The organism is Pseudomonas sp. S2_B10, assembly GCF_054668425.1.
Window position 1 is genome coordinate 29,728 of sequence record NZ_CP162768.1, and the last position, 24,505, is coordinate 54,232.

Below are 24,505 nucleotides of genomic sequence, written 5' to 3' on the forward strand. Positions count from 1 at the left end.
TCATGACTTACGAAACGATTCTGCTGGAAACCCGCGACCGCGTCGGCCTGATCACCCTCAACCGGCCGCAGGCGCTGAACGCGCTGAACGCGCAGCTGGTCAGCGAAGTGAACCACGCCCTCGATACGCTGGAAGCCGATGCGCACATTGGCTGCATCGTCCTCACCGGTTCGAAAAAAGCTTTTGCCGCCGGCGCCGACATCAAAGAAATGGCTGAGCTGACCTATCCGCAGATCTACATGGACGATCTGTTCAGCGACAGCGATCGCGTGGCCAACCGGCGCAAGCCGATCATCGCCGCGGTCAATGGTTTTGCCCTCGGCGGCGGTTGTGAACTGGCGCTGATGTGCGACTTCATCCTGGCGGGCGACAACGCCAGATTCGGCCAGCCGGAAATCAACCTCGGCGTGCTGCCGGGCATGGGCGGCACCCAGCGCCTGACCCGCGCGGTGGGCAAAGCCAAGGCCATGGAAATGTGCCTGAGCGGGCGCATGATCGACGCGGTGGAAGCCGAGCGCTGCGGCATCGTCGCGCGGATCGTGCCGAGCGATGAGCTCCTTGATGAAGCGCTGAAAGTCGCGGCGGTGATCGCCGGCAAGTCATTGCCGATTGCGATGATGATCAAGGAGAGCGTGAATCGGGCGTTCGAGGTCAACCTGAGCGAAGGCGTGCGTTTCGAGCGGCGGGTGTTTCATGCCGCGTTTGCGACGCAGGATCAGAAGGAAGGGATGGCGGCGTTTATTGCCAAGCGTGAGGCTGCATTCCAAGGCAAATAGTGTGTGACCTTCAAAAGCCCCTCACCCTAGCCCTCTCCCCAGGGAGAGGGGACTGACCGCGTGATATGGGCGAATTACGCCGATCTGAAATGTTGCCGCTGAATCCGTAACCGACTCGGTCGGCTCCCTCTCCCTGGGGAGAGGGGACTGACCGCGGGATATGGGCGAATTACGCCGACCTGAAAGGTTGCCGCTGAATCCGTAACCGACCCGGTCGGCTCCCTCTCCCTGGGGAGAGGGGACTGACCGCGTGATATGGGCGAATTACGCCGACCTGAAAGGTTGCCGCTGAATCCGTAACCGACTCGGTCGGCTCCCTCTCCCTGGGGAGAGGGGACTGACCGCGGGATATGGGCGAATTACGCCGACCTGAAAGGCTGCCGCTGAATCCGTTACCGACTCGGTCGGCTCCCTCTCCCTGGGGAGAGGGGACTGACCGCGTGATATGGGCGAATTACGCCGACCTGAAAGGTTGCCGCTGAATCCGTAACCGACTCGGTCGGCTCCCTCTCCCTGGGGAGAGGGCTGGGGTGAGGGGAAGGGCCAACGCCATTACAGCTGATAGTTCTTCAAATCCCGCGCAATCACCATCCGCTGTATCTCGCTCGACCCTTCATAGATCTGGGTAATCCGCGCATCGCGGTAGTACTTCTCGACCGGGTAATCCTCCAGATAGCCATAGCCGCCATGAATCTGGATCGCCGACGAACACACCTTCTCGGCCATTTCCGATGCGAACAGCTTGGCCTGCGAAGCCTCGGACAAGCATGGTTTGCCCGCCGTGCGCAGCCGCGCTGCATGGAGGATCAGCAACCGTGCGGCGTTGATCTGCATGTGCATGTCAGCCAGCAGATTGGCGATGCTCTGGTGCTCGATGATCGGCTTGTCGAATTGCACCCGGTCTTTCGAGTAGGCCAGCGCCGCTTCAAACGCTGCCCGGGCAATGCCCAATGCCTGCGCGGCGATGCCGATGCGTCCGCCTTCAAGGTTGGACAGGGCAATCGCCAGGCCCTTGCCACGCTCGCCGAGCAGATTGGCCTCGGGGATGCTGCAGTTGTTCAGCGTCACCGCGCAGGTGTCGGAGGCGCGGATGCCCATCTTGTGTTCGGTGCGATCGACGATGAAACCCGGTGTGTCGGTCGGCACCAGAAACGCTGACAGGCCTTTTTTGCCGAGATCCGGATCGGTTACCGCGAAGACGATCGCCAGTTTCGCCCGCTTGCCATTGCTGACAAATTGCTTGGCACCGTTGATCACCCATTGGCCGTCGCGCAGTTCGGCGCGGGTGCGCAGGTTGTGTGCTTCGGAGCCGGCCTGGGGTTCGGTCAGACAGAAGCAACCGATGGTCTGCCCACTGGCCAGATCGGCCAGCCAGGTCTGTTTCTGTTCGTCGCTGCCGTAGTTGAGCACCGGGCCGCAGCCGACCGAGTTGTGGATGCTCATGAACGCGCCGGTCGCGCCGTCACCGGCAGAGATTTCCTCAACCGCCAGCGCGTAGGCAACGTAATCGACGTAAGTGCCACCCCATTCCTCAGGCACGACCATGCCGAGCAAGCCCAACTCGCCCATCTTCGCCACCAGGGCGTCGTCGATCCAGCCAGCCTTTTCCCAGGCCTGGGCGTGGGGCGCGATTTCGCCACGGGCAAAATCCCGGGCCATGTCGCGGATCATCACTTGTTCTTCAGTCAGTTCGAGATCGTGCATGGCTCAGCTCCCGCTCTCATCAAAACCATGGAAGAAACTCGCCACCTGCGCAGCGTCCAGCTCGGCAACGGTCGGCGGGTTCCAGCGCGGTGACTTGTCCTTGTCGATCAACAGGGCGCGGACGCCTTCGATCAGGTCGCCACGGGCAAACCACTGGCGGTCCAGATGCAGCTCCAGAGCAAAGCAATTCTCCAGACTCAAATGTCTGCCGCGACGGAGCATTTCCAGGGTCACGGCCATGGCCAGCGGTGAGCGGGTTTCCAGCAGATCCGCCGTGCTGACCGCCCATTCATGGCTGTCGGCGACAGTGACGGCGCGCAATTGCTCGATCATGCTCGGCACGTCGGGCAGGGCAAAGAAATGGTCGATGGCCGGGCGCAACACTTGGAGGGGTGCATTGGGCAGAGTTTGCACGGCGTGCTTGGCCAGCAGGTTCTGCAGCGACTTGAGCGGCGTGTCCTGCCACTCCATCTGGTCGAGCTTGTCGTCGAGCAGCGCCAGTTTGCTGCTGTCCAGGTACCAGTCGGCGAGGCCGCAGTACAGCGCATCGGCGGCGCGAATCTGCACGCCGCTGACGCCCAGATAAATCCCCAGCTCACCGGGGATGCGCGGCAGGAAGTAACTGCCGCCGACATCAGGGAAATAACCGATGGCCACTTCCGGCATCGCCAGACGGCTCTTTTCGGTGACCACACGCAGATCGGCGCCTTGCACCAGGCCCATGCCACCGCCGAGGACGAAACCGTCCATCAAGGCCAGCACCGGTTTGCGGTAGTGATGAATGGTCAGGTCGAGGGCGTATTCCTCGACGAAGAAATCTTCGTGCAGCGTGTCGCCGCTCTTGTAGCTGTCGTACAGCGAACGAATATCGCCACCGGCGCAGAAGGCCTTTTCACCAGCGCCGCGCAATACCACGGCGTGCACATCGGCGTCAGACGCCCAGGCATCGAGCTGCTGTTGCAGCAGACGCACCATGTCGAGGGTGATTGCATTGAGGCCCGCAGGGCGGTTGAGGGTCAGGTGGCCGATATGATTGCGCACCTCGGCCAGCACGTCGTTTTGCATGGCATCCATGGACGGGGTCCGCCGGGATGAAGCCTGAGCTGTCATCAGTAACTCCCTGCTTTTATTGTCTTTATTCGAAAAGCCCGCGCGCGGGCGTTAGCGGATCGTAACAGTGCAAATTTGTCGTGTACAACGGGGATATGTGCAGGGGGAATCTGCGTTTTTCTCTTAGCGCCGCTGTCCGTGTAGGAGCTGACGAGTGCAACGAGGCTGCGATCTTTTGATCTTGTTTTTTGAAATCAATAGATCGCAGCCTCGTTGCACTCGTCAGCTCCTACAAAGGGATCATCTGAAGGTTTCGCTGATGCTGCGGCGTTTGGCATGCAGTTCGCTGGCGTGAATCAGGCGTTCGAGGTCTTCGGGGGTTACGTCGATGAAGGCTTCCATGTCGGCCAGCGCCAGTTTCAGGTCTGCTGCGGTGATCGCCTGGCTATCGATCGGGACCACTGGCGGAGCCGGGTCAGCAGCGCGTTTCGGATAGCGGATGCGGGTCAGGTTGTTATAGGCCAGCGCACTAATGAGCATGCACAGGGCGCCAAGCATGACCGGCTCCATGGCTTTCCAGTCCATGGCGATGGTCGCAGGGTCGGCCAGCACCAGCGTCAACGCCAAGGCGCCGGCCGGTGGGTGCAGGCAACGCAGCCAGCACATGAGAATCACCGCCATGCCGGCAGCAAGGCAGGCGCTGCCCAGCGTACGGCCAAGCACATGGGCGACCAGCAAGGCGACCACGCCAGCACACAGGTAGCCGCCAAGAATCGACCATGGCTGGGCGAGGGCGCCCGAGGACACCGCGAACAGCAGCACCGCCGAAGCGCCGAGCGGGCCGACCAGGTGAAACGCAACGTCATGGCCGAACACCTGCGCGCACATCCACACGCTGAACAGCGTGCCCAGGCCCATGCCGATCGCGGCACGGCTCCATTCAGTGGGGCGGGTGTTGATGGCAGCGGGCAACCAGCGAGCAAGCATGTAGAACTGATCCTTTACAAAATCCGGGGCAAAAAAAAGGACTTGTCCGGCATATCCGGAAAGCCCTAGAAGCGTTCCAACATTGGGGGAGGAACGCGCGTAGTTTGCCGATCAAAATCGATGCTGACAAATTCATATAAATGCAGTTTTAGTGCACTATTTTTGCATTGAAGCGGTGCGCCGCGCGCTGACGAAGCATAGGTATCCACCCAGCGCCGCCAAACCGCTCAAGGCGTAGAACATGCTTGGCGCAGGCGTGTGCATCAATAGAAAACCGCACATTACCGGGCTGGCAGCCCCGCCAAGCGCTGACAGGTTCTGCGCGCCGTAGTAACTGCCGCGCAGTGCCTCCGGGGCGAGGGTGTCAACGAAGAGGAAGTCGGCGGGGTAGATGATCATCTCGCCCAGGGTGAAGATGAACATCGCCACGCACCAGCCGAGCAGGCTGTCCGCCACACTGAAGCCAATCAACCCGACGATGAACAGCGCAGTGCCGCCAGCAATCCAGTGACGCAGGTGTTCGCGACTGAGCCAGCGACCGACCTGGTATTGCAGCAGGATCACTGTGATTGCGTTGCAGGCGAGCAGGGCGGCCATGGTGTCGAGCGTTTGTTGCTGGGTGTGGGTGACCAGCAGGTATTGCGACAGGTACAGGGTGAAGCGCCCGTGCACCAACGTGCTGAGCAGGCAGCCAAGGGTGAACAGCACCATGGTGCGGTCGTTTTTCAGGATCATCAGCGTGTTGAGGAAGCTTTGCGGCGCACTGCCGGATGTTATCGGACTGGCATCCCTGGTCGCGCCGAGCAGCAGAAAAATACTGCCAATGGCGATCGCACCGGCAACGATGAACGGCGCGGACGGCTGCACCCCGGCAATCACCACGCCAATCATCGGGCCGACGGCGTAGCCGATATTGGTAAGCGTGTAATTGAGGGAAAACGCCTTGACCCGCTGGCCCACCGGCAGGTTTTCACTGAGGATCGCCTTGGAGCCGATGAGGAACAGCGCCGACGCGGTTTCGCTGATGATCAGCACCAAGGTGACGACATACAGATTCTGCGCGAAGGTCAACAGGATCAGGCCGATACCGCTGGAGAGCATGGCCAGAATCAGCAACTGGCGCTTGTCCAGCTTGTCGATGATGTAGCCACCGTACAGTGACAGCAATGTTGCGCTGAACACGGCGATGCCGAGCAGCAAGCCGACATCCTGCGGATTGAGGCCAAGCTTGTTGCTGAGGAACAGCGTCAGCAGAGGACTGATCAGGGCGCGGCTGATGACCACGGTCAGCGAGCTGAGCATCAACCGGCGAATGAACGGCGAATAGATGGCCAAGGGAGGTGAATGTCCTTATTCGGGAAGCCTGGGCGAACGCCATCCTCTCTGGGCAGCCGCCAACGGTCAACCCCCATCGCCCCATGCACATTGTCCCTGTGGGAGCTGGCTTGCCAGCGATTGCGGTGTGTCAGGCAACATTTGAATCGGCTGATATTCCGTCATCGCTGGCAAGCCAGCTCCCACAGGGTCTGTGTGCAGTCCACTGCCATCACTGGCCACCAGCGAGCCAGTTCAAGCCACATCCGAAGCCGCCGGCCACTGCCGCAAGGTGATCGGCAACTTGCACGATTCACCGCGCCCCATCGGGAAATACTGAAAGCCATTGCGCGCCAGGCGCTCGGCGTCGTACAGGTTACGGCCGTCAAAGATCACAGGGCTGTTGAGGCGCTGTTTGATCAGCTCGAAATCCGGGGCCTTGAACTGTTGCCATTCGGTGCAGATGATCAACGCATCGGCGCCGGCCAGTACCGATTCCGGCGTCCCCATCAGCATCAGTTTTGATTCGTTTGGATAGAGATTCTGGGTTTCCACCATGGCTTCTGGATCAAACGCGCGCACGCTGGCCCCGGCAGCCCATAAATCTTCTAGCAGAACCCGGCTCGGCGCGTCGCGCATGTCGTCGGTGTTGGGCTTGAACGCCAGGCCCCACAGGGCAAAGGTCCTGCCGCGCAAATCACCCCGGTAGAACGCGTTGATGCGCTCAAAGAGCTTGTGCTTCTGGCGCTGGTTGATCGCCTCAACCGCTTGCAGCAGATCACTGGAGCAATGTGCCTGCTCGGCACTGTGAATCAACGCGCGCATGTCCTTGGGAAAACACGAACCGCCGTAGCCGCAACCCGGATAGATAAAGTGATAGCCAATCCGCGTATCGGCACCGATGCCCTGGCGCACTGCTTCGATATCTGCGCCAAGGTGCTCGGCGAGTTCGGCGATCTGGTTGATGAAGCTGATCTTGGTCGCCAGCATGCAGTTGGCGGCGTATTTGGTCAGCTCGGCACTGCGCAAATCCATGAACAGGATGCGGTCATGGTTGCGGTTGAACGGCGCGTACAGATCGCGCATCACATCGCGCACTTCAGTGCCTTCGCAACCAATGACGATGCGATCCGGTCGCCGGCAATCAGCAACCGCTGAACCTTCCTTCAGAAATTCCGGGTTGGAGACAATATCGAATTGCAGCAGGCGGCCAATCCTGATCAGGGCCTTTTCGATGTGGCTGCGCAAAGCGTCGCCCGTGCCCACCGGCACCGTGGACTTTTCCACCACGATCAATGGCTGCTCGCGATGCCGGGCAATCGCGTCGCCAACCGACAGGACGTAGCGCAGATCCGCCGAACCATCCTCGCGTGACGGCGTGCCCACCGCGATGAACGCCACACGCCCATGCAACACCGCGAGTCGCTCATCAGTGGTGAATTGCAGGCGTTTCGAATCCAGGCCTTCACGCACCAGACTGGCCAGCCCCGGCTCGTAAATACTGACGTGCCCCTGGCCCAATTGCTCGATCTTCTGCGCGTCGACATCCATGCACACGACGTCGTGACCGACCTCGGCCAGCACCGCCGCTTGCACCAGACCGACATAACCACTGCCAAACACCGTGATCTTCATGCCGCACTCCTGCTCGCAGTTCCCTGCACTGAACATAAGAGCGCGATGTTTCAGTTCGCCTACTGCTGAAGAATCAGCAAACAGACCGTTCGGGGAATGCCCGATTGACTTTTACCGCCTCGAACGGCAGGTTGTGGGCCTTTCGCGGTAACCCTTGTCATCGAGTCATGCCGTTTTTTGCGTTTCATTTCATGCATTTATTGTTTTTGTTGAATCGTTTTTTATTTCAAGGCCGTTTCGTTTGAGTGATTTGTCGAGTACCCAACCTGCACCGTCCAACAACAATCCGCTGACCGTTTACCTGGCGCGACTGGCACCTTCCAGCCAGTTGACCATGCGTTATGTGCTGCAAGACGCCGCTGACCGCCTCGGTTTCGAGGACGTCGATATCGAAGAAATCCCCTGGCACGGCCTGCAACCGGAAGACGTGGTGGCGCTGGTCGCCGCTTTGCGTGCCGATGGTTATGCACCGAACACCTCGTCGCTGTACGTGAACGCCGTACGCGGGGTGATGAACGAAGCATGGCGCATGAGCCTGATCAGCCAGGATCACCTGCTGAAGATGCGGTCGGTCAAAGGCATAGCCGGCACGCGGCTGTCCCAGGGGCGCAACCTCAAGCGCACGCTGATTCATGAACTGATGGAAGTCTGCGCTGCCGACCCGCGCCCGCAGGGCCTGCGTGATGCGGCGGTGATTGCGCTGCTGTACGGCACCGGCATGCGCAAGTCGGAATCGGTGGATCTGGATCTGAGCCAGGTCGACTTTCACGAACGCAGCCTGACGGTGACCGGCAAGGGCAACAAGCAGTTGATCAAATACGCGCCGGCCTGGGCCTTTGCCAAGCTCGATGCCTGGCTGGAACTGCGTCGTTCACAGCTCAAGGAAGGTGAGAGCGACGATGCGTTTCTGTTCAACCGTATTCGCCGGGGCAGCCACATCACCCGCGAGCGCATCACCAAACACGCGATTTACTACATTGCCCGCCAGCGCGGTACGCAGGTCGGGGTGAAAATCATGCCCCATGACTTCCGTCGTTCATTCATCACCCGGGTGATCGAAGAGCACGACCTGTCGATCGCGCAGAAACTGGCGCATCACAGCAATATCCAGACGACTGCCAACTACGATGTGCGCGATGACAACGAGCGGCGGCGGGCGGTGGATCGCTTCGATTTGTAAACGGTGTCAGGTCTGCGGCGGGCAGCGCGAGCCGCTGGCACCCTGCGCGATGTGCGCAGCGAGGCGTTTGATGTTGTTCTGTTGCGCGGTTACCAGTTCGTCGATGCTCGGCCCTGAAGGCGTCTGCAACACCGAGCGACAGCTCAGCAGGGCCGCGTCCGCCGCACCTAATGGGCGCACTCGCCATTTCACGTCGATCAAGGCGTACTGACCGGGAATCGAATCGAAGCGCTGCACGTCGATTCGCACGGAAGCGCGCTGCTGGCCGACGCCGCCGCTCAATTGATCGACCAGCGCACCGCGCAACTCATCGGCAAGGGTGGCGCTCCACCAATCGGTATCCAGGATGGCCACGCCGCTGTTGCCTTGGCGAATCACGATCTGCGCGCGATCGACCTGCGGCGGCACACTGATGCTTTCGATGGCGATGTCGGCGCCGTTGCGGCTGGCACCCGGTTGCGCCGGGGTCAGCGTATGGAAGCTGATCGGGTCGCTACGGCACGCGGCCAGCAGCACGAGCGCAGCGAGCAGGGAGATCTTCAACGGTAAAACCATGGATGCAGCTCCTGTGCTCAATTGCGTGGCGGTCCTTTGAGGTCCAGCGGCGCGGCGTTGTCGGGGCGTCCGCGAATCAGCGACTCAGGGTGGCGACCGAGGTAATCCGACAGCTCTCGCAACGAGCGCGACATGCGCCCGAGTTCGTCGAGGGTTTCGGTCAACTGCTCACGTTGCGGTGAATCCTCGGCCAGGGTCGAATTGGCGGACTGCAAGGTCTTGCTGACGTCGGCGAGGGTGCTCTGTACACCCGGCAGAGTCCTGGCGTTGAACTGCTTCAGGCCCTTGCGCAGCTCGACCAGATTGCCGTCGAGGTTGCTGGCGATGCGTTCAACCGGCAATGCGTTGATCTTGTTGACCATCGCCTCGAGTTTTTCCTGCAATTGCTCGAGGCTGCCAGGGACGGTCGGAATGGTCACCGGCCGTGCCGTAGGGTCAAAAGCGACTTTCGGCGCTTTGGGGTAGAAATCCAGGGAGATATACAACTGACCGGTGAGCAGGTTGCCGTTGCGGGCCTGGGCGCGAAGGCCGTTTTCGATGAACGTGCCGATCAGGCGCGCGCCGGTGGCCTCATCGTTTTCGTCGCCATGGTAAGCCTTGAGCATTTTCGTGTGAGCGCGGCCCAGACGCTGCGGATAGATGACGATGCCGACATTCACCGGGAAGGTGCGCTTGACCTCGTCGAAGTCGAGATTGACTGCCACCACCCGGCCGATTTCAACTCCGAGGAACTCCACCGGCGCGTCAACCTTGAGCCCGCGCAAGGCTTGATCGAAGCGCAGCGCCAGATATTGTGCCTTGCCGTTTGGCGGGGCGAGGGCGGTGGCCTGGTCGGCGAACAGTTCGAAACCCTTGTCTTCACTGGCTGGCGAATCGTTGGGACTGTAATCCGGAGCGCGGAAAGCGATGCCGCCCACCAGCAGGGTCGACAGCGACTCGGTTTTCACCGCAAAGCCGTTGGCACCGACATTGATGTCGATGCCGCTGGCGTTCCAGAAACGGGTGTTTTCGGTGACGTAGGCGTCATTTGGCGAATGCACGAAGACTTCGATGTTGACCCCTTTGCCGTCCTGGTCCAAGGCATAGGACACCACTTGGCCAACCGGGATCTTGCGGTAATAGACGGGGGAGCCGATGTCCAGCGAGCCGAGGTCGGCGGTGTGCAGGGTGAAGCGCTTGCCCGGTTCGCCGTAGGTGATCGGCGGCGGGTTCTCCAGACCCTTGAAGTTTTTTGAGCGGGTATTGGCCTGGCCAATGTCGGCACCGATGTAGTCGCCCGACAGCAATGTGTCGATGCCCGATACCCCGCCGGCGCCGATGCGCGGACGTACCACCCAGAATTGCGAGTCCTCGCGGGTGAAGGCTTCGGCCTGCTTGGCGAGTTTGATCGTGGCGTTGACGTGTTTATGGTCGTTGGCCAGTTCAACATCGGAGACATGGCCGATGACTACGTTGCGGTACCTGACTTCGGTCTTGTTGGCGGTCAGGCCATCGCCGGTCTTGAAGGTGACGGTGATCGTCGGGCCTTCCTGGAGGATGTTGTGAATCACCAGCGAAATGCCCACCAGCACCGCCACGATCGGCACGATCCATACCAGCGAGATACCGAATCGGCGGGTTTTGATCGGCGCCTGACCGGGTGCTCGCGGCTCGTCGCTGGCTGACGACTTCATCCATGTCCTCCTCAATTAATCGGGCACTGAGCGTCAGGAACGCAAAAGCACTTCATCAATATAGAAGTGCTTGGCGATAGAGCAAATGTGTATAGCTGGCGTGGGACGCGATTGCAGTCCAGGAGCTGCCGAAGGTTGCGACCTGATCGTTCCCATGCTCTGCGTGGGAATGCAGCCCGGGACGCTCTGCGTCCCAAGATCGCAGCCTTCGGCAGCTCCTACAGGGGCCAGAGTCGTGGCGGGCTCAGCCGAGCATTTCGCGCAGGCGATACCAGAACATGCCCAGCGCCAACAACGGCGAACGCAACGCCGGGCCGCCGGGGAAGGTCATGTGCGGCACGCTGCTGAACACGTCCATGCCCTGGCTATGCCCGGCGTGAATGGCTTCGCCCAGCAATTTCGCGCACCAATGGGTGACGTTGAGGCCATGGCCGGAATAGCCCTGCGCGTAAAACACGTTCGGGTGCTGTTTGAGCCGGCCAACCTGGGGGAAACGATTGGCGGTAATACCGATCTTCCCGCCCCATTGGTAGTCGATGCGCACGTCGGCCAGTTGCGGGAACACCTTGAGCATTTTCGGTCGCATGTAGGCGGCGATATCCGCCGGATCGCGCCCGGAGTAATGACAAGCACCGCCGAACAGCAGACGTCGATCCGCCGAGAGACGGTAATAATCGAGCCCGACTTTCTGATCGCACAGCGCCAGGTTCTGTGGAATCAACTGCGCGGCACGGCTTTCGTCCAGCGGCTCGGTGGCGATGATGTAACTGCCGGCGGGCAGCACTTTGCCGCTGAGTTTCGGCTCGAGGTCATCCAGATGCGCGTTGCAGCCAAGCACCAGGCTGCCGGCGCGTACTGAACCGGTGGCGCAGCGCACCTCGACGGTCGGGCCATGGAGGATTTCCAGGACCGGACTCTGCTCGAAGATCCGCACGCCCAGCGACGCGGCGAGACGCGCTTCGCCCTGAACCAGATCAAGCGGATGCAAATGGCCCGAACCCATGTCGATCAATCCGCCGGCGTACACACCGGCGTCGACCACTTGCTGCCGGATCTGCTCCGGCCCGACCAGCCTCGTTGCGTGGGCATAGTCGAGTTCGGCAAGGCTGTCCTGCTCTTGCTGGAACGCGGCAAATTGCGCGGCGGTGTTGGCCAGTTCGCAAAAGCCCCAGCGCAGATCACAGTCGATGGCGTTGTCAGTGATGCGCTGGCGCACCAGCTCCACCGAATCGATGCCGGCGCGCTGCAGATAGCGCACGCCGTCCTGGCCAACGTAACGGGCGAAACCCTCGACTTCATGGCCGATGCCGCGAATCAGCTGCCCGCCATTGCGCCCGCTGGCGCCCCAGCCGATACGTCGCGCCTCGAGCAAAACCACTGACAGACCGCGCTGCGCCAGCTCAATCGCGGTATTGACGCCAGTGAAACCGCCACCGATCACGCAGACATCGGCAATCAAATCCCCGTTTAGCGCAGGGTAGGCCGTGCTCGCCCGCGCAGAAGCGGCGTACCAGGAGCGGGCGTGCTGTGAATTGTGCTGATTCATTTGTTCGACTTCACTTTGCTCCACGACCGGGTCATCAGACGCATGATCGCCTGGGGCGGGGTCGAGGAAATGTAGAGTTTGTCGAGCACCGACTGCGGCGGATAAACCTCAGGGTTGTTGACCTGTTCCTCATCCATGAACGGCTTGGCCGCCGGGTTCGGGTTGGCGTAGCCGACGGTGGCGCTGACCTTGGCGATCACCTGCGGATCAAGCAGGTAATTGATGAAGGCATGGGCCTCTTTGGCGTTGCTCGCATCAGCGGGAATCGCCAGCAGATCAAACCACAGGTTGGCGCCTTCCTTGGGGATGGCGTAAGCGATATTGACGCCGTTCTTCGCTTCCTTGGCGCGGTTGGCCGCCTGGAACACATCGCCGGAGTAACCGAACGCGACGCAGATGTCGCCATTGGCCAGGTCCGACACGTACTTGGAAGAATGGAAATAGGTGATGTACGGACGGATGCTCAGCAGCTTGGCTTCGGCCTTTTTGTAGTCTTCAGGGTTTTCACTGCGCGGATCCATGCCCATGTAGTTGAGGATGGCCGGGAAGACTTCGTCGGCGGAGTCCATCATCGACACACCGCACTGGCTGAGCTTCTTCAGATTCTCCGGTTCAAACAACACGGCCCAGGAATCGATGTGGTCGATGCCGAGCACTTGCTTGACCTTGTCGACGTTGTAGCCGATGCCGTTGGTGCCCCACAGATAGGGCACCGAGTGCTCATTGCCTGGATCGTTTTTCTCAAGCAATTCAAGCAGTTTCGGGTCAAGGTTCTTCCAGTTTGGTAACTGTGATCGATCGAGCTTCATGAACGCGCCGGCCTTTACCTGACGGGCGAGGAAGTGGTTGGACGGCACTACCACGTCGTAACCGGTGCGGCCGGCGAGGAGTTTGCCTTCAAGGGTTTCGTTGGAGTCGAAGACGTCGTAGATCACCTTGATCCCGGTCTTGCTCTGGAAGTCTGCAAGGGTGGTTTCGCCGATGTAGTCGGTCCAGTTGTAGACGCTGACCTGGGGCTCGGCGTGGGCTGCTGCACTGAACAGCACGCTCAGCGCGACCGGGAGTACGGATTTCAATAGACGCATATCGACACCTCTTCTTGTAATGATCGTTCCCACGCTGTGCGTGGGAATGCCGCAACGGACGCTCGGCGTTCGGCTTTGGATGGGACGCAGAGCGTCCCGGGATGCATTCCCACGCGGGAGCGTGGGAACGATCAACTGTGCGGCCGTCTTCGCGAGCAGGCTCGCTCCCACAGGGACGGGCGCGCCGTCAGACGCTGAGCAGTAGAAATTCACGCTCCCAGGAGCTGATCACGCGCTTGAAGTTTTCATGCTCGGCGCGTTTGACCGCGACGTAACCGCGGACGAATTTGCTGCCCAGGTACTCGGCAACTTTCGGGCAGTCTTCCATCTGCGTCAGGGCTTCTTCGATGGTGATGGGCAGGCGCAGATTGCGCCGTTCGTAGGCCCGGCCTTCGACCGCCGCGCTCGGCTCGATCTTCTCGACCATGCCGATGTAGCCGCACAGCAGGCTCGCGGCAATCGCCAGATAGGGGTTGGCGTCGGCGCCGGGCAAGCGGTTCTCCACGCGCATCGATTCAGGTCCCGATGTCGGCACACGCAGGCCCACAGTGCGGTTCTCTTCACCCCATTCGACGTTGACCGGCGCCGAGGTGTCCGGCAGGAAACGGCGGAACGAATTGACGTTCGGCGCGAACATCGGCAGCACTTTCGGGATGTATTTCTGCAGGCCACCGATGTGATGACGGAACAGTTCGCTCATGTTGCCCTCGGCATCGGCAAAGATCGGCTGACCCGTCGCGATCTCGACCACACTCTGGTGCAAGTGCATGGCGCTGCCGGGCTCGTCGCCGATCGGTTTGGCCATGAACGTCGCGGTGACGTTGTGCTTGAGCGCTGCTTCGCGCAGGGTGCGTTTGAACACGGTGATTTGGTCAGCCAGATCCAGCGCATCGCCGTGGCGGAAGTTGATTTCCATCTGCGCCGGGCCGTCTTCGTGGATCAGCGTGTCGAGATCCAGACCTTGCAGTTCGCACCAGTCGTAGACGTCTTCGAACAGCGGATCGAATTCATTGGCGGCATCGATCGAGAATGACTGGCGACCGCTTTCCGCACGACCCGAACGACCCAGCGGTGCCTTGAGCGGCAGGTCCGGATCTTCACAGCGCTGGGTCAGGTAGAACTCCATTTCCGGCGCGACAATCGGCTTCCAGCCCTTGTCGGTATAAAGCTGCAGGACTTTCTTCAGCACATTGCGCGGCGACAGTTCGATCGGGTTGCCGAACTTGTCGAAGGTGTCGTGGATGACGATGGCGGTCGGCTCGATTGCCCAAGGAATGACGTACACGGCGTCGGAAACCGGCTTGCAGACCATGTCGATGTCAGCCGGGTCGAGCAGGTCGTAGTAGATGTCGTCGTCGACAAAATCCCCGGTTACCGTTTGCAGCAGCACGCTCTCCGGCAGGCGCATGCCGCGCTCATGCAGGAACTTGTTGGTCGGTGCAATCTTGCCGCGGGCGATGCCGGTCAGGTCGCTGACCACGCATTCGACTTCGGTAATCTTGTGATCTTTCAGCCAGGTGAACAGCTGATCGAAAGGGGCGTTCATAAAGACCTCGTTATTGGCTTTGTAGACGCCGGGGAGGGCGGGTTTCATCTTCCGCCCCTTCCCCTGTGGCGCGTTGGCGACTATCTTGGGCGCGGCTTGCGATTCCATCTATCCACTTTCAGCAGCACCAAAGCGCACCAAAAGAGTGCGCAGGGTCACCCCATGACAACGTGCAATCCGCTTCAGGTTCAAGCGTTCAATACCGCCGATGTGGCCGAGCAAATCCGCGCTACACCGGGCTGGGTCCAGCATTACCAGCAGATGTCGCCGGGGCATTTCGCTGGGCAGATTCGCTATCTGGATCTGCAGGGCGTCGAGGTCTACGAAGAACAGATGAACACCCGGGTCGAGCAGAATTTCAGTGCGCCATCCGGGGCTCTGGCGTTCTGTTTTGATCGCAGTGACAACGCGCTGTATCTGCTCAACGAAGAGAGCCGCAACATCTGGATCACCCCGGAGAACTACCGGGAAATCGCTGTGGTGTTCGGCCCGGATTTTGTCCGCGAGCACGGTTTGCAAGTGGCCAAGCTCGAAGGTTTGTTCATGGCGCCGCTGAACTGCGGACAGAACGCTTTGTTCAGCGGCTGGTTAAGCTCTATTCTCACGAAGTTGTCGCAAGCTACTGATCCACTTGATAAAGATCGCCTGACTCAGCAGTTGCTTGAGGACTGCCTGTTCATCCTCGACAACGCTCAAACCCGTCTTGATCGTGGAGGATTGCAGCAGCGCAACAACGAACGCCAAATCATGAAGCGAGTAGGGGAGTGGGCGGCTGATTCGCCGGAAGACACGGTCAATCTGCTCGAACTTTCCCACGTTGCCGGCGTACCCCTGCGCCAGTTGCAACAGGCTTTCAAGGCCTACACCGGGATGACCCCGAGCCATTGGTTACGCCTGAGGCGGTTGAACAGTGCGCACCGTGAATTGCTCAAGCGCCGACCTTGCGAAACCACCGTTGCCGAAGTGGCGATGCGCTGGTCGTTCTGGCATCTGGGGCGGTTTTCCAGCAGTTACCGCGCGCTGTTCAAGGAGCTGCCGAGCGAAACGCTCAAGCGCTGAGCAGAAAAAGGCTTTGTGTCCTCGCAGAAGTTAAATAGAATCAGTCTCATTTGAATCTACCTTCGCGCAGGGTCTCTTGAGATGATTGAAGCCACGTCACCGTCGGAGCAGAGCCTGCAGCAGTTGTATCGCGAGCACCGCGGCTGGCTGGAAACCTGGCTGCGCCGGCGCATGGGCAATGCGTGGGATGCGGCGGACCTCAGTCAGGACACCTTTCTACGCGTCCTGTGTAACGCGCCGCCACTGGCCGAGTTGCGCGAGCCGCGCGCGTATTTGCTCACCGTCGGCAAACGCCTGCTTAGCAATTTCTACACGCGGCGCCACTTGGAAAAAGCCTACCTCGATGCCTTGGCGCAATTGCCGGAAGCGTGCGCACCGTCGCCGGAGCAGCGCTGGTTGCTGCTGGAAACCTTGCAAGCGCTGGATGAATTGCTCGATGGCTTGCCGCGTGCGGTGCGTCGGGCATTTCTTTGGAGCCAGCTCGAAGGCCTCGGCTACCGCGAGATTGCCGAGCGCTTGCAGATTTCCGAGCGCACGGTGAAACGTTACATGGCCCAGGCGTACGAGCATTGTTTGCTGGTGGATCTCTGATGCGCGTTGCACCCAGCGAGGAAACGCGGGAAGTGGCGCGGGCAGCGGCGCACTGGCTGGCACTGCTCGAGTCCGGTTGTGCCAGCGAGGAAGATCACGCGCGATTACAGCATTGGCGCGCCAGCGACAGTCGCCACGAGAACGCGTGGCAGAAAATTCAACAACTGCGTCAACGCTTTGCAGGCTTGCCCCCGGCGCTTGCCCTGGCCACGCTGGATCGGCCGGATCCGGCGCGGCGCGCTGCTCTCAAGCGTGCTTTGGGCGTGGCAGCGCTAGTGCCGGCGGTGTGGTTGATCAGTCGGGAGCTGCCGCTGGAGGTCTGGCGCGCCGACCTGCACACCAGCACTGGCGAGCGGCGCAAAGTGCAGTTGGCCCAGGATTATTCATTGCAACTCAACACCGACAGCGCGGTTAATGTCGATCTGGCGGCACGTCAGTTGACGCTGATTCGTGGCGAGATGGCGCTCAACGCGGCAGGCGATTCAGCCTTTATCGTCAACGCGCCTTATGGACGGATGATCGTCAAACACAGCGACATCTCGGTGCGCCTCAATGCGCGCGATTGCCAGGTCTGCGTGCTGCGTGGTTCGGTGCAATTGCAGCCACTGCACGGCCCGGCGCTGGTATTGCAGCAAGGCCAGCAAGTCAGCCTGCAAGCTTCGGGCGCCGGGGCGGTGACGGCGTTCGATGCGTTGATGCCCGGGTGGCGCGACGGTGTGGTGATGGCGCAAAACCAGCCGCTGGGTGATTTCCTCCGCGAGCTGAGTCGCTACCGCTCGGGTGTTCTGCGCTGGGATCCGGCGCTGGAATCGCTGCGCGTCACTGGCAGCTTTCGCCTCGACGATACCGATCAAGTGCTGGCACTGCTGGCTGCCAGTTTGCCCGTCGATGTGCATACGCGAACGCGATTTTGGGTGTCACTGGTACCGCGTGCAGAAAAAACTGGCTGAAGCCTGTCCCTTTTTTTCGCCTCGCTGGTCATTCCAGGCAAGTGAACAAAATCGAGAGCTTCTTCCAATGCCCGCAGTATTTCCAGGTCGTTTGCGTCCGTTGTTGCAGTTGAGCCTTTTGCTGAGCCTGAGTGCCAGCCCCGTGTTGATCCAATCGAGCTGGGCCGACGATGGCAGTCGCCGCAGTTATCAGGTGCCGGCCGGTAGTCTGAGTACAGCGCTGACGCGCTTCGCCGGTCTCGCCGGCGTCAATCTGTCGGTGGATCCGGCACTGGTCAGCGGCCGCAACAGCAATGGTTTGTCCGGTGAATATGGCGTGGAGGAGGGGTTCAGCCGGTTGTTGCTGGGTTCGGGTTTGCAGCTGCAACCGGTCGGCGATCAGGCTTATACGCTGGTGCCCGCAGCGCAAGGCAGCACCTTGCAACTTGCGCCGACATCCATTCTCGGCGCGAGCGGTTCAGCGGATGCCGACGTGTTTGCTGGCGGTCAGGTCGCGCGGCGTGGCTCGCAAGGGTTGTTGGGTTCCAGGGATTTCATGGAAACCCCGTTCAGCATGACCACCTACACCAGCGAAACGGTGAAAAACCAACAGGCGCGCACGCTCGGCGATCTGATCAGTACCGACCCTTCGGTACGCGCCACCAACCCGGCCGGTGGCCGCTATGAGCAATTCACCATCCGTGGTTTCAGCCTGTTCAACAGTGATGTTGCCTACAACGGCCTCTACGGTGTGTTGCCGACTTACACGATTGATATGGAAATGGCCGATCGCGTCGACATCCTCAAAGGCCCGAGCCAATTGATCAACGGGATTTCGCCACGGGGCAGTGTAGGAGGGGGGATCAACGTCGTGCCGAAACGCGCGACCGACAAGCCGATCACCTCGCTGACAGCCAATTACGCCTCGAACAATCAAGTCGGCGGCGCGGTGGATGTCGGACGGCGTTTTGGCGAAGACAATCAATTCGGGGTGCGCTTCAACGGGGTTAAACAGTCCGGTGATACCGAATGGGATCATCAGAGTGTCGATCGCGACATGGCAGTACTCGGTCTGGATTTCCGTGGTGAACGCTTGCGACTTTCCACCGATATCGGCCACACCGAACGCGACACCGACGCACCGCAGGAACGCGTGCAAGTCGCGACCAACGCCAAGGTGCCGAACGCCAATGATGTGCGCGACAACTATGCGCAACCCTGGAGCCGGGCGCGAACCAAAGACACTTTCGGCACGCTCAACGGCGAGTTCGATGTCAGCGATTCGGTCATGCTGTATGGCGGCGTCGGCGCACGCAAAAGCAATCACGACTTCTTGCGCCACGCGGTTTCAGTGACCAATGACGCCGGCGACTTCAGCGTCCAGCCGCGCGACTTCACTCGCGACGAAAACGTTCGCACGGCTACCGCTGGGGTGCGCAACTGGTTCCAGACCGGACCGGTCAGCCATGAAGTGAACCTGGCGGCCAACTACTTTTATATGGACTTCGAAAACGGCGGCGCCCGTTACGCAGCCGGGCGCAGCAATCTCTACGACCCGGTGGAAACAGCCAGACCCGGCACGCCGACCCGCAATGACGCCAAGGTCTACACCGAAAATCGCTTCAGCGGCGTGGCCTTGTCCGACACGCTCGGTTTCTTCGAGGATCGACTGCTGCTGACTTTGGGCGCGCGCTGGCAGCGGGTCAAAGTCGATGACTGGAGCGACGGCATCAAGGGCGATACGGCCTACGATGAAGAAAAGGTCTCGCCGTCGGGCGGGATTCTGTTCAAGGCGACGGACAAACTTTCGCTGTACGCCAACTACATGGAAGGTCTGAGCCAAGGCAAGATCGCGCCATCGACGTCGATCAACGAAGACGAAATCTTCCCGCCATTCATCAGCCGCCAGGTCGAAGTCGGCGCCAAGTACGACGCCGGCTCATACGCGCTGACGGCAGCGGTGTTCCGCATCAAACAACCTGCCTACGAAACCAATGCGACCACACGAGTCTTCGGCCCGAACGGCAAACGCGAAAACAACGGCGTAGAACTGAGCGTGTTTGGCGAACCGCTGAAGGGCTTCCGATTGCTCGGCGGGGTGATGTACATCGATAGCGAACTGACCGATACCACCAACGGTACATTCGACGGCAACCGCGCACCGGCAACACCGAAATACAACGTCAACCTTGGTGCAGAGTGGGACGTGCCGACTGTGCAGGGTTTGACATTGACCAGTCGTGGAATCTATTCGAGTTCGCAGTATCTGGATCAGGCGAATGATAAGGAAATCGACTCCTGGGAACGGTTCGACGTAGGCACACGCTATGCTTTCAAGTTGGACGAGAAGACGATCACCTTGCGCGCAAATGTCGAAAACGTGCTGGATAAACGCTATTGGAGCTCGGCGGGTGCATCGGATGATAGTGAGCCGGGGTTGACGCTTTCTACGCCGAGGACGTATCTGCTGTCGGCGGCGGTAGACTTCTAACGGAGCAGGGTAAGTGCGTCGATCGTCGTCGAAAATACGTTAACTACACTAAATGACCGTTTAGTTGAGCTAACAAAAAACCGTACCTGCAACGGAGAAGGCCATGATTCAGCGCAAGCCGAATGCTACAGATGTGATTGCTGCGCTGAATCTACAGCCCCATGTCGAGGGCGGTTATTACCGCAGAACCTATCAAGCCGATCACCGTGCCTGCCTCGAAACGCAGCAAGGCACGCGATATCTGCTGACCTCGATCTACTATCTGCTCACTGAGCAATCGCCGGCGGGCCAGTTTCATTTCAACCAATCCGACATCCTGCATTATTTTCAGTTGGGCGACGCCATCGAATACAACCTGATCCACGCCGACGGCTCACTGCAAACGCTGGTGATGGGCAGCGATGTTTTGGCTGGTCAGCAACTGCAATTGCACGTACCGGGTGGAATCTGGAAAGCCTCTCGATTGCTGGAAGGCTCGAATGGCTTTGGCTTGATCAGCGAAGCGGTTTCGCCTGGGTTTGATTTCGCGGACATGGAAGTCGGTAATCGCGCAAAACTCACGGCACAGTATCCGCAGCATGGAGCGCTGATTGAAATGCTTACGCGCGGTGAAGATTGAGAGTTGTAGATTGGGACAAATGCAGTTTGCAGGGAAAGCTGGTTTTGAAGCGACCGCGCAGATTCAAATCTCTCGGGCAACCACGCTAACCCTGTAACATCTTGTTACGTGTAATGTATATTATGTTAAATCATGTATGCGAATGGCCTCAGGCTTTAGATATCAGATCCACCACTCCCAACCTCTCAGTCTAAGCAACGCCATTCGTTTGCTGCTTCAACAACCAATGTCTCTCGGTAGTCCATCCGATAAAAACCTGAGCACCTTCGCTTGCTTGGCGAGCCTCGGTCAACGGTGCGCCAGAAGCCGCTACTCGCAATCCTCTAATCGCCGGCAGAAACCTTTCACGAAATGCACTAGGCTGAATCGCGAAATGAGCTTCGATACGTTCAATCGCGAAACGCATTTCTGCCTCATCTAGCATCGCTAGATAAAAGACCATTTGCCGCCAGGCATAAGCCGTATTTTTGATCACCACCAGGCTGGAGTGATAAAACCGCAACTTCATCTGCTGGCGTACGCATATCCATCTGAAGCATTCCTCGGCCATCGAAGCCAGGCGATACTGCAACAGCGCCTTCAACCCGAGCTCACCAAACAACAGCGCAAGGTTTTGCGTCGTCAGGATCTGTTGTTGCTCGATGATTTTCCCGTTAGTCGCCGGTCGCCATGTCCCCAGGCCCGCATCAGCCCGCTGGGAGCACAATCTGGCCAATGCGTCCCTGGAACTAGCGTCAGGTCTGGAGAACCTTTTCCGCCTGGATTTCGGTTGATCAGGAAGCATCGCCAATTGGCTTGCATCAATGTCGTAGTAATTGGCGTATAGCGTGCCACCTGTCAAAGATGCCGCCTGCCTGGCAGCTCTTATGTACTTGTTCGAGAAAGCGCCCATGAAAATGTCCGAGGCGACTTCTTCAACAAAAGGCAGATCCAGCTTGGCCATCGCACCAAGCGCAGCAAATTCCTGAATGAGTTTGTTGGGCAGGATCGCTTGAGGAAAAGCGCAAAGAGTCATCGCTGCGCATTCGATCAGGACCTGTCTGGCTGCGTCAGCGACCACCGCGTCCGTTTCTCGCTGGTCCTCAACAGCCGCCACCCACGGCAATTCATTCATCCTGACCTGACTTTGCAGATCCAACAGCAACAATGAGCGGCGTTGTCGAAAGGCGCGATAGGTTGCTACAGAGAGCATCCGCAGCGACATATCGCGAAATCCTGCACTGCAGATCTCAGCCGTTATCGCTGGCAGCAGCCGCGCCACGGTATCCCCGGATGTAATCAATCCCTTATCGATCAGCTCGGCAATTGTGCCCGTTCGACACCGCTCGACGCGTCGACGAATATCAGTAGGAATGCCGATACCTGTTAACAGCGAATATGCGGTCGCTTCTTCGCAGGTAACGGGTTGCAGCAGAGATGAAAAGTCGGAAACTCCGTCCGAACCGGGATACCTGCTCAGACGTGCGGCAACCGCTTTAGCAAATAGATGGTGCCCGGGTGAGGACACGTGACTGCGTTGAGACTCTCTGTGCTTTTGATGAGATTCGGATTCGGGATGACCATGCTTGCGTACGAAATCGTCGACGATCCTGCGAATTCGTCCGACTTGCCGTCCCGTAAGCGACGCCGCATCGCTAGCGCAACTCCCCAGCAATGCAAACAACTCCCCTGCCCGATCCCTTGAGCTTTCAGCTTCACCTGAAGCGCTGGGGCAAGAAGCATCGAACTGCCGCTTCAGAATATTCGCCTGCTCAAACCAGCCCTCGGGGTACCGGCGACAAGGCCAATCATCCTGATACGTCAAAAGGAAAAGCGACACCGCCGCATCGTAGAGCGGCAAGCGAGTCTCGACGACATGTTTTTGCGCTGCCAGACGCGTCTGTGCTGGGCGGTTTGAAAGCACGGTTCTGACATCACCGACAGTAAAAACCTGCACTTGCCCTGCTGAAAGCGGCGAACCGTCAGAAGCCATCGGAAAGAATCGCAGCTCTTCAAAGAAAGGCGCTATCGCTTCAACCAGGTCCCATGCGTTCTCTGTACGTTGTTGGCCCAGCAACCAGGCCACCGTCAGCAGTGCAGCTTCTTCTGGCACCTCGATTCGATAATCCCCGCTCGCCAGCTTCGTTTGCAGTACCTCAATCCCCTCCTCCGTAAGGTGCCAAGTGTTGAGATCGAGTCGCTCGAAGCCAGGACGGATACCAGGAATCGAAGCAGCCAAATGTCGCTCGTACTCGGTCAGTGCGCCACCGGCCATGTACTGCCCAGTGGCGAAACCTCCCGTGACGACTTCCAGCGTGACCCACTCAGGCACATCCGCGAATGGAGTTCGTGAGCCATACGACGCAGATCCCTGCAATATGTGCTCGATTACATTGCGCCAGCGCTCGATGCGCTTGCTCGTCTGTCCGTTATCGTCGAGGCCCGATGCAGCGAGTGCCCGAGACAGTTGAAAGGCTGCATAGCCGGCACCTATGCCGGCATTCGCATTCGATTCCCTATCGTCCCTGAGCATGAGTCCTTCCGAGCCTGCGATGTTGTGGGTCCGGGGGCTGGATTCGAACCAGCGCCCACCCGGTTAAGAGCCGAGTGTTCTACCGCTGAACTACCCCGGAACAGAGCGCGGATTGTCCACCAGCGCTGAACGATTGTGAAGATCGAAAACATTGCCGCTTGTGAACCTGAACGTAATCAGGTGATCTCGGGAAGAGTCGTCAAGACCAGCGCAGTTTGATCGAGTCCTTTGCACCGGCGTCGCGAACCAATACGCCTGGAGCCCGACGACTTTATTTCGGGTTGCGGGATTGTCAGCGAGTTTAGCGCTACTGTGCGTAATCGATTACTTCGCCGTTCCAATAGCAATTGTACGGGCTGGAGCGGCCGCGATTGGTATTGCACTCAGAATTCGTTTGAGTTCGATCCCCAGTGCCTCCCCTTCTGATTCTGCACTGATTTGCCAGGCTCCGACCCCATAGTCCGCATGATAAGTCGGGCTGATAAGCGCCGTTACTTTGTCTGCCCTAGGTATCAGCAGCAATGAAACGTCAGGCTTGATGCCCTTCCACTGGAGACTGTCGTGATAAATGTGCGCTGACTCCATTGCATCCAGGAGGCTGGCGCGGGCGCTGCGATACTTCGCATCGAAAACCAAGAAGCGCTTCGTCGAAGGCGAGTCCAACGTCACGACGATGTCCGGATATCGCTCTCGCGATATGCTTTGAAAACCGCGATGCGCAGGTTGATCAATCGCTGGGCATCGGACTTGGTAACATGCTTCAACGGTCACATCAGCCGCTATTCCCCGCCACACGATTTCTTTTAAACCCATCGATCGATATTCACGACTCCAGACGAGTTCAGGAAACTGACGTTGCGGCTGTGAGACTACAGTTACAAAGCACCACCGCTCATAAACCTCCCATGTTGGGCTGACCCACAGCGTCTCATCAGGATCCTTTCCCAACCAACCTGAACGCAACGCGTACCAACCAAACCGATAAGCTCGCGCGTATGCAGACGGATGCGGAGTCCAACCGCTTGACCGTGTGCGCACTCACCGACGTGCGATCACTCTTCAAGGTTGTTAACGGCCGCTGAGATATCTGTTTAAGCGCGCGGTGAAACCGATCCCCATAGCGCCTCAGCCTCGCAAACCAAGTCGTTGGCTGGCGCTCAGGCCATAATCGCTCGAACCAGACAATCACCTTGGCCGGACACCTGCCTGAGCTCTCAGTCGGCAAAGTTCATATCACTGCACATGAGTTCGTC

General features: G+C 59.3%; 20 protein-coding genes and 1 tRNA gene. 7 read left to right on the forward strand and 14 right to left on the reverse strand.

All coding sequences use genetic code 11. From position 1 onward, the window contains the following. Positions 1 to 2: 2 nt before the first annotated feature. Positions 3 to 776 carry an enoyl-CoA hydratase gene (locus AB4O45_RS00140; RefSeq protein ID WP_016774718.1) on the forward strand — a complete coding sequence of 258 codons (774 nt, stop codon included), beginning with the start codon at positions 3 to 5 and terminating at the stop codon, positions 774 to 776. A 552-nt stretch (positions 777 to 1,328) separates the two neighbouring features. Here AB4O45_RS00140 and AB4O45_RS00145 read toward each other — a convergent pair. The 5 genes from AB4O45_RS00145 to AB4O45_RS00165 all read right to left on the reverse strand — a co-directional run bounded on the left by AB4O45_RS00145 (position 1,329) and on the right by AB4O45_RS00165 (position 7,466). Next, positions 1,329 to 2,480 carry an acyl-CoA dehydrogenase family protein gene (locus AB4O45_RS00145; protein ID WP_041480377.1) on the reverse strand — a complete coding sequence of 384 codons (1,152 nt, stop codon included), beginning with the start codon at positions 2,478 to 2,480 and terminating at the stop codon, positions 1,329 to 1,331. 3 nt (positions 2,481 to 2,483) lie between these two features. Then, entirely contained in the window at positions 2,484 to 3,590 is a 1,107-nt protein-coding gene (locus tag AB4O45_RS00150) for an enoyl-CoA hydratase/isomerase family protein (protein WP_375123706.1), read from the reverse strand. 240 nt (positions 3,591 to 3,830) lie between these two features. Beyond that, positions 3,831 to 4,517, reverse strand: a complete 687-nt coding sequence (locus AB4O45_RS00155) for an HPP family protein (protein ID WP_460160890.1) — start codon at positions 4,515 to 4,517, stop codon at positions 3,831 to 3,833. Between the two features lie 156 nt (positions 4,518 to 4,673). Then, a complete protein-coding gene (locus AB4O45_RS00160) occupies positions 4,674 to 5,852 on the reverse strand; it encodes an MFS transporter (RefSeq protein WP_460160891.1) in 1,179 nt (392 codons plus the stop codon). Positions 5,853 to 6,086: 234 nt separating this feature from the next. Next, positions 6,087 to 7,466: a UDP-glucose 6-dehydrogenase gene (locus AB4O45_RS00165; protein WP_460160892.1), complete on the reverse strand. Its 1,380-nt coding sequence runs from the start codon at positions 7,464 to 7,466 to the stop codon at positions 6,087 to 6,089. Positions 7,467 to 7,707: 241 nt separating this feature from the next. On the opposite strand from AB4O45_RS00165, the gene AB4O45_RS00170 reads away from it, so the two are divergent. Next, the gene (locus AB4O45_RS00170; RefSeq protein ID WP_305965242.1) at positions 7,708 to 8,646 is read left to right on the forward strand and encodes a site-specific integrase; all 939 of its coding nucleotides are present in this window, start codon (positions 7,708 to 7,710) and stop codon (positions 8,644 to 8,646) included. 6 nt (positions 8,647 to 8,652) lie between these two features. Here the strand turns inward: AB4O45_RS00170 and AB4O45_RS00175 are convergent, their stop codons facing one another. The 5 genes from AB4O45_RS00175 to AB4O45_RS00195 form a co-directional block, all read right to left on the reverse strand. Beyond that, the gene (locus AB4O45_RS00175; protein ID WP_095180019.1) at positions 8,653 to 9,201 is read right to left on the reverse strand and encodes a PqiC family protein; all 549 of its coding nucleotides are present in this window, start codon (positions 9,199 to 9,201) and stop codon (positions 8,653 to 8,655) included. Between the two features lie 17 nt (positions 9,202 to 9,218). After that, the gene (locus tag AB4O45_RS00180) at positions 9,219 to 10,874 is read right to left on the reverse strand and encodes a PqiB family protein (protein WP_252876296.1); all 1,656 of its coding nucleotides are present in this window, start codon (positions 10,872 to 10,874) and stop codon (positions 9,219 to 9,221) included. Positions 10,875 to 11,118: 244 nt separating this feature from the next. Further along, on the reverse strand, positions 11,119 to 12,420 hold the full coding sequence (locus AB4O45_RS00185) for an NAD(P)/FAD-dependent oxidoreductase (protein ID WP_150635323.1): 1,302 nt from the start codon (positions 12,418 to 12,420) through the stop codon (positions 11,119 to 11,121). After that, positions 12,417 to 13,505, reverse strand: coding sequence for a polyamine ABC transporter substrate-binding protein (locus AB4O45_RS00190; RefSeq protein ID WP_460160893.1), 1,089 nt, complete (start codon positions 13,503 to 13,505; stop codon positions 12,417 to 12,419). The genes AB4O45_RS00185 and AB4O45_RS00190 overlap by 4 nt, the downstream gene beginning before the upstream one ends. 187 nt (positions 13,506 to 13,692) lie before the next feature. Continuing rightward, positions 13,693 to 15,051, reverse strand: a complete 1,359-nt coding sequence (locus tag AB4O45_RS00195; protein WP_041480368.1) for a glutamine synthetase family protein — start codon at positions 15,049 to 15,051, stop codon at positions 13,693 to 13,695. A gap of 162 nt (positions 15,052 to 15,213) precedes the next feature. On the opposite strand from AB4O45_RS00195, the gene AB4O45_RS00200 reads away from it, so the two are divergent. From AB4O45_RS00200 to AB4O45_RS00220, 5 genes are all read left to right on the forward strand, one after another. Next, positions 15,214 to 16,110 (forward strand): helix-turn-helix domain-containing protein, encoded by an 897-nt coding sequence (locus AB4O45_RS00200; protein WP_460160894.1) that lies wholly within the window; start codon positions 15,214 to 15,216, stop codon positions 16,108 to 16,110. A gap of 81 nt (positions 16,111 to 16,191) precedes the next feature. Beyond that, positions 16,192 to 16,701 (forward strand): sigma-70 family RNA polymerase sigma factor, encoded by a 510-nt coding sequence (locus tag AB4O45_RS00205; RefSeq protein WP_150635318.1) that lies wholly within the window; start codon positions 16,192 to 16,194, stop codon positions 16,699 to 16,701. Further along, on the forward strand, positions 16,701 to 17,651 hold the full coding sequence (locus AB4O45_RS00210) for a FecR domain-containing protein (protein ID WP_460160895.1): 951 nt from the start codon (positions 16,701 to 16,703) through the stop codon (positions 17,649 to 17,651). Before AB4O45_RS00205 ends, AB4O45_RS00210 begins: the two co-directional genes overlap by 1 nt. Positions 17,652 to 17,718: 67 nt before the next feature. After that, positions 17,719 to 20,121, forward strand: coding sequence for a TonB-dependent siderophore receptor (locus AB4O45_RS00215; RefSeq protein WP_460160896.1), 2,403 nt, complete (start codon positions 17,719 to 17,721; stop codon positions 20,119 to 20,121). A gap of 103 nt (positions 20,122 to 20,224) precedes the next feature. After that, positions 20,225 to 20,740, forward strand: a complete 516-nt coding sequence (locus AB4O45_RS00220) for a cupin domain-containing protein (RefSeq protein WP_056786019.1) — start codon at positions 20,225 to 20,227, stop codon at positions 20,738 to 20,740. 190 nt (positions 20,741 to 20,930) lie between these two features. On the opposite strand, the gene AB4O45_RS00225 is transcribed toward AB4O45_RS00220, so the two are convergent. The 4 genes from AB4O45_RS00225 to AB4O45_RS00240 form a co-directional block, all read right to left on the reverse strand. Continuing rightward, entirely contained in the window at positions 20,931 to 23,252 is a 2,322-nt protein-coding gene (locus AB4O45_RS00225) for a hypothetical protein (RefSeq protein ID WP_460160897.1), read from the reverse strand. A gap of 25 nt (positions 23,253 to 23,277) precedes the next feature. After that, a tRNA-Lys gene (locus AB4O45_RS00230) sits at positions 23,278 to 23,352 on the reverse strand. 224 nt (positions 23,353 to 23,576) lie between these two features. Continuing rightward, positions 23,577 to 24,065 carry a nuclease domain-containing protein gene (locus tag AB4O45_RS00235; RefSeq protein WP_460061358.1) on the reverse strand — a complete coding sequence of 163 codons (489 nt, stop codon included), beginning with the start codon at positions 24,063 to 24,065 and terminating at the stop codon, positions 23,577 to 23,579. 118 nt (positions 24,066 to 24,183) lie between these two features. Further along, positions 24,184 to 24,441: a DUF2357 domain-containing protein gene (locus AB4O45_RS00240; RefSeq protein WP_191636956.1), complete on the reverse strand. Its 258-nt coding sequence runs from the start codon at positions 24,439 to 24,441 to the stop codon at positions 24,184 to 24,186. Between the last annotated feature and the right edge of the window lie 64 nt (positions 24,442 to 24,505).

What these genes read in the sequence shown, in the direction of transcription:
- AB4O45_RS00140 (WP_016774718.1), top strand. Translation starts at nt 3, where the DNA reads ATGACTTACGAAACGATTCTGCTGGAAACCCGCGACCGCGTCGGCCTG.
- AB4O45_RS00145 (WP_041480377.1), bottom strand. Translation starts at nt 2,480, where the DNA reads ATGCACGATCTCGAACTGACTGAAGAACAAGTGATGATCCGCGACATG.
- AB4O45_RS00150 (WP_375123706.1), bottom strand. Translation starts at nt 3,590, where the DNA reads ATGACAGCTCAGGCTTCATCCCGGCGGACCCCGTCCATGGATGCCATG.
- AB4O45_RS00155 (WP_460160890.1), bottom strand. Translation starts at nt 4,517, where the DNA reads ATGCTTGCTCGCTGGTTGCCCGCTGCCATCAACACCCGCCCCACTGAA.
- AB4O45_RS00165 (WP_460160892.1), bottom strand. Translation starts at nt 7,466, where the DNA reads ATGAAGATCACGGTGTTTGGCAGTGGTTATGTCGGTCTGGTGCAAGCG.
- AB4O45_RS00175 (WP_095180019.1), bottom strand. Translation starts at nt 9,201, where the DNA reads ATGGTTTTACCGTTGAAGATCTCCCTGCTCGCTGCGCTCGTGCTGCTG.
- AB4O45_RS00180 (WP_252876296.1), bottom strand. Translation starts at nt 10,874, where the DNA reads ATGAAGTCGTCAGCCAGCGACGAGCCGCGAGCACCCGGTCAGGCGCCG.
- AB4O45_RS00185 (WP_150635323.1), bottom strand. Translation starts at nt 12,420, where the DNA reads ATGAATCAGCACAATTCACAGCACGCCCGCTCCTGGTACGCCGCTTCT.
- AB4O45_RS00190 (WP_460160893.1), bottom strand. Translation starts at nt 13,505, where the DNA reads ATGCGTCTATTGAAATCCGTACTCCCGGTCGCGCTGAGCGTGCTGTTC.
- AB4O45_RS00195 (WP_041480368.1), bottom strand. Translation starts at nt 15,051, where the DNA reads ATGAACGCCCCTTTCGATCAGCTGTTCACCTGGCTGAAAGATCACAAG.
- AB4O45_RS00200 (WP_460160894.1), top strand. Translation starts at nt 15,214, where the DNA reads ATGACAACGTGCAATCCGCTTCAGGTTCAAGCGTTCAATACCGCCGAT.
- AB4O45_RS00205 (WP_150635318.1), top strand. Translation starts at nt 16,192, where the DNA reads ATGATTGAAGCCACGTCACCGTCGGAGCAGAGCCTGCAGCAGTTGTAT.
- AB4O45_RS00210 (WP_460160895.1), top strand. Translation starts at nt 16,701, where the DNA reads ATGCGCGTTGCACCCAGCGAGGAAACGCGGGAAGTGGCGCGGGCAGCG.
- AB4O45_RS00215 (WP_460160896.1), top strand. Translation starts at nt 17,719, where the DNA reads ATGCCCGCAGTATTTCCAGGTCGTTTGCGTCCGTTGTTGCAGTTGAGC.
- AB4O45_RS00220 (WP_056786019.1), top strand. Translation starts at nt 20,225, where the DNA reads ATGATTCAGCGCAAGCCGAATGCTACAGATGTGATTGCTGCGCTGAAT.
- AB4O45_RS00225 (WP_460160897.1), bottom strand. Translation starts at nt 23,252, where the DNA reads ATGCTCAGGGACGATAGGGAATCGAATGCGAATGCCGGCATAGGTGCC.
- AB4O45_RS00235 (WP_460061358.1), bottom strand. Translation starts at nt 24,065, where the DNA reads ATGGGTTTAAAAGAAATCGTGTGGCGGGGAATAGCGGCTGATGTGACC.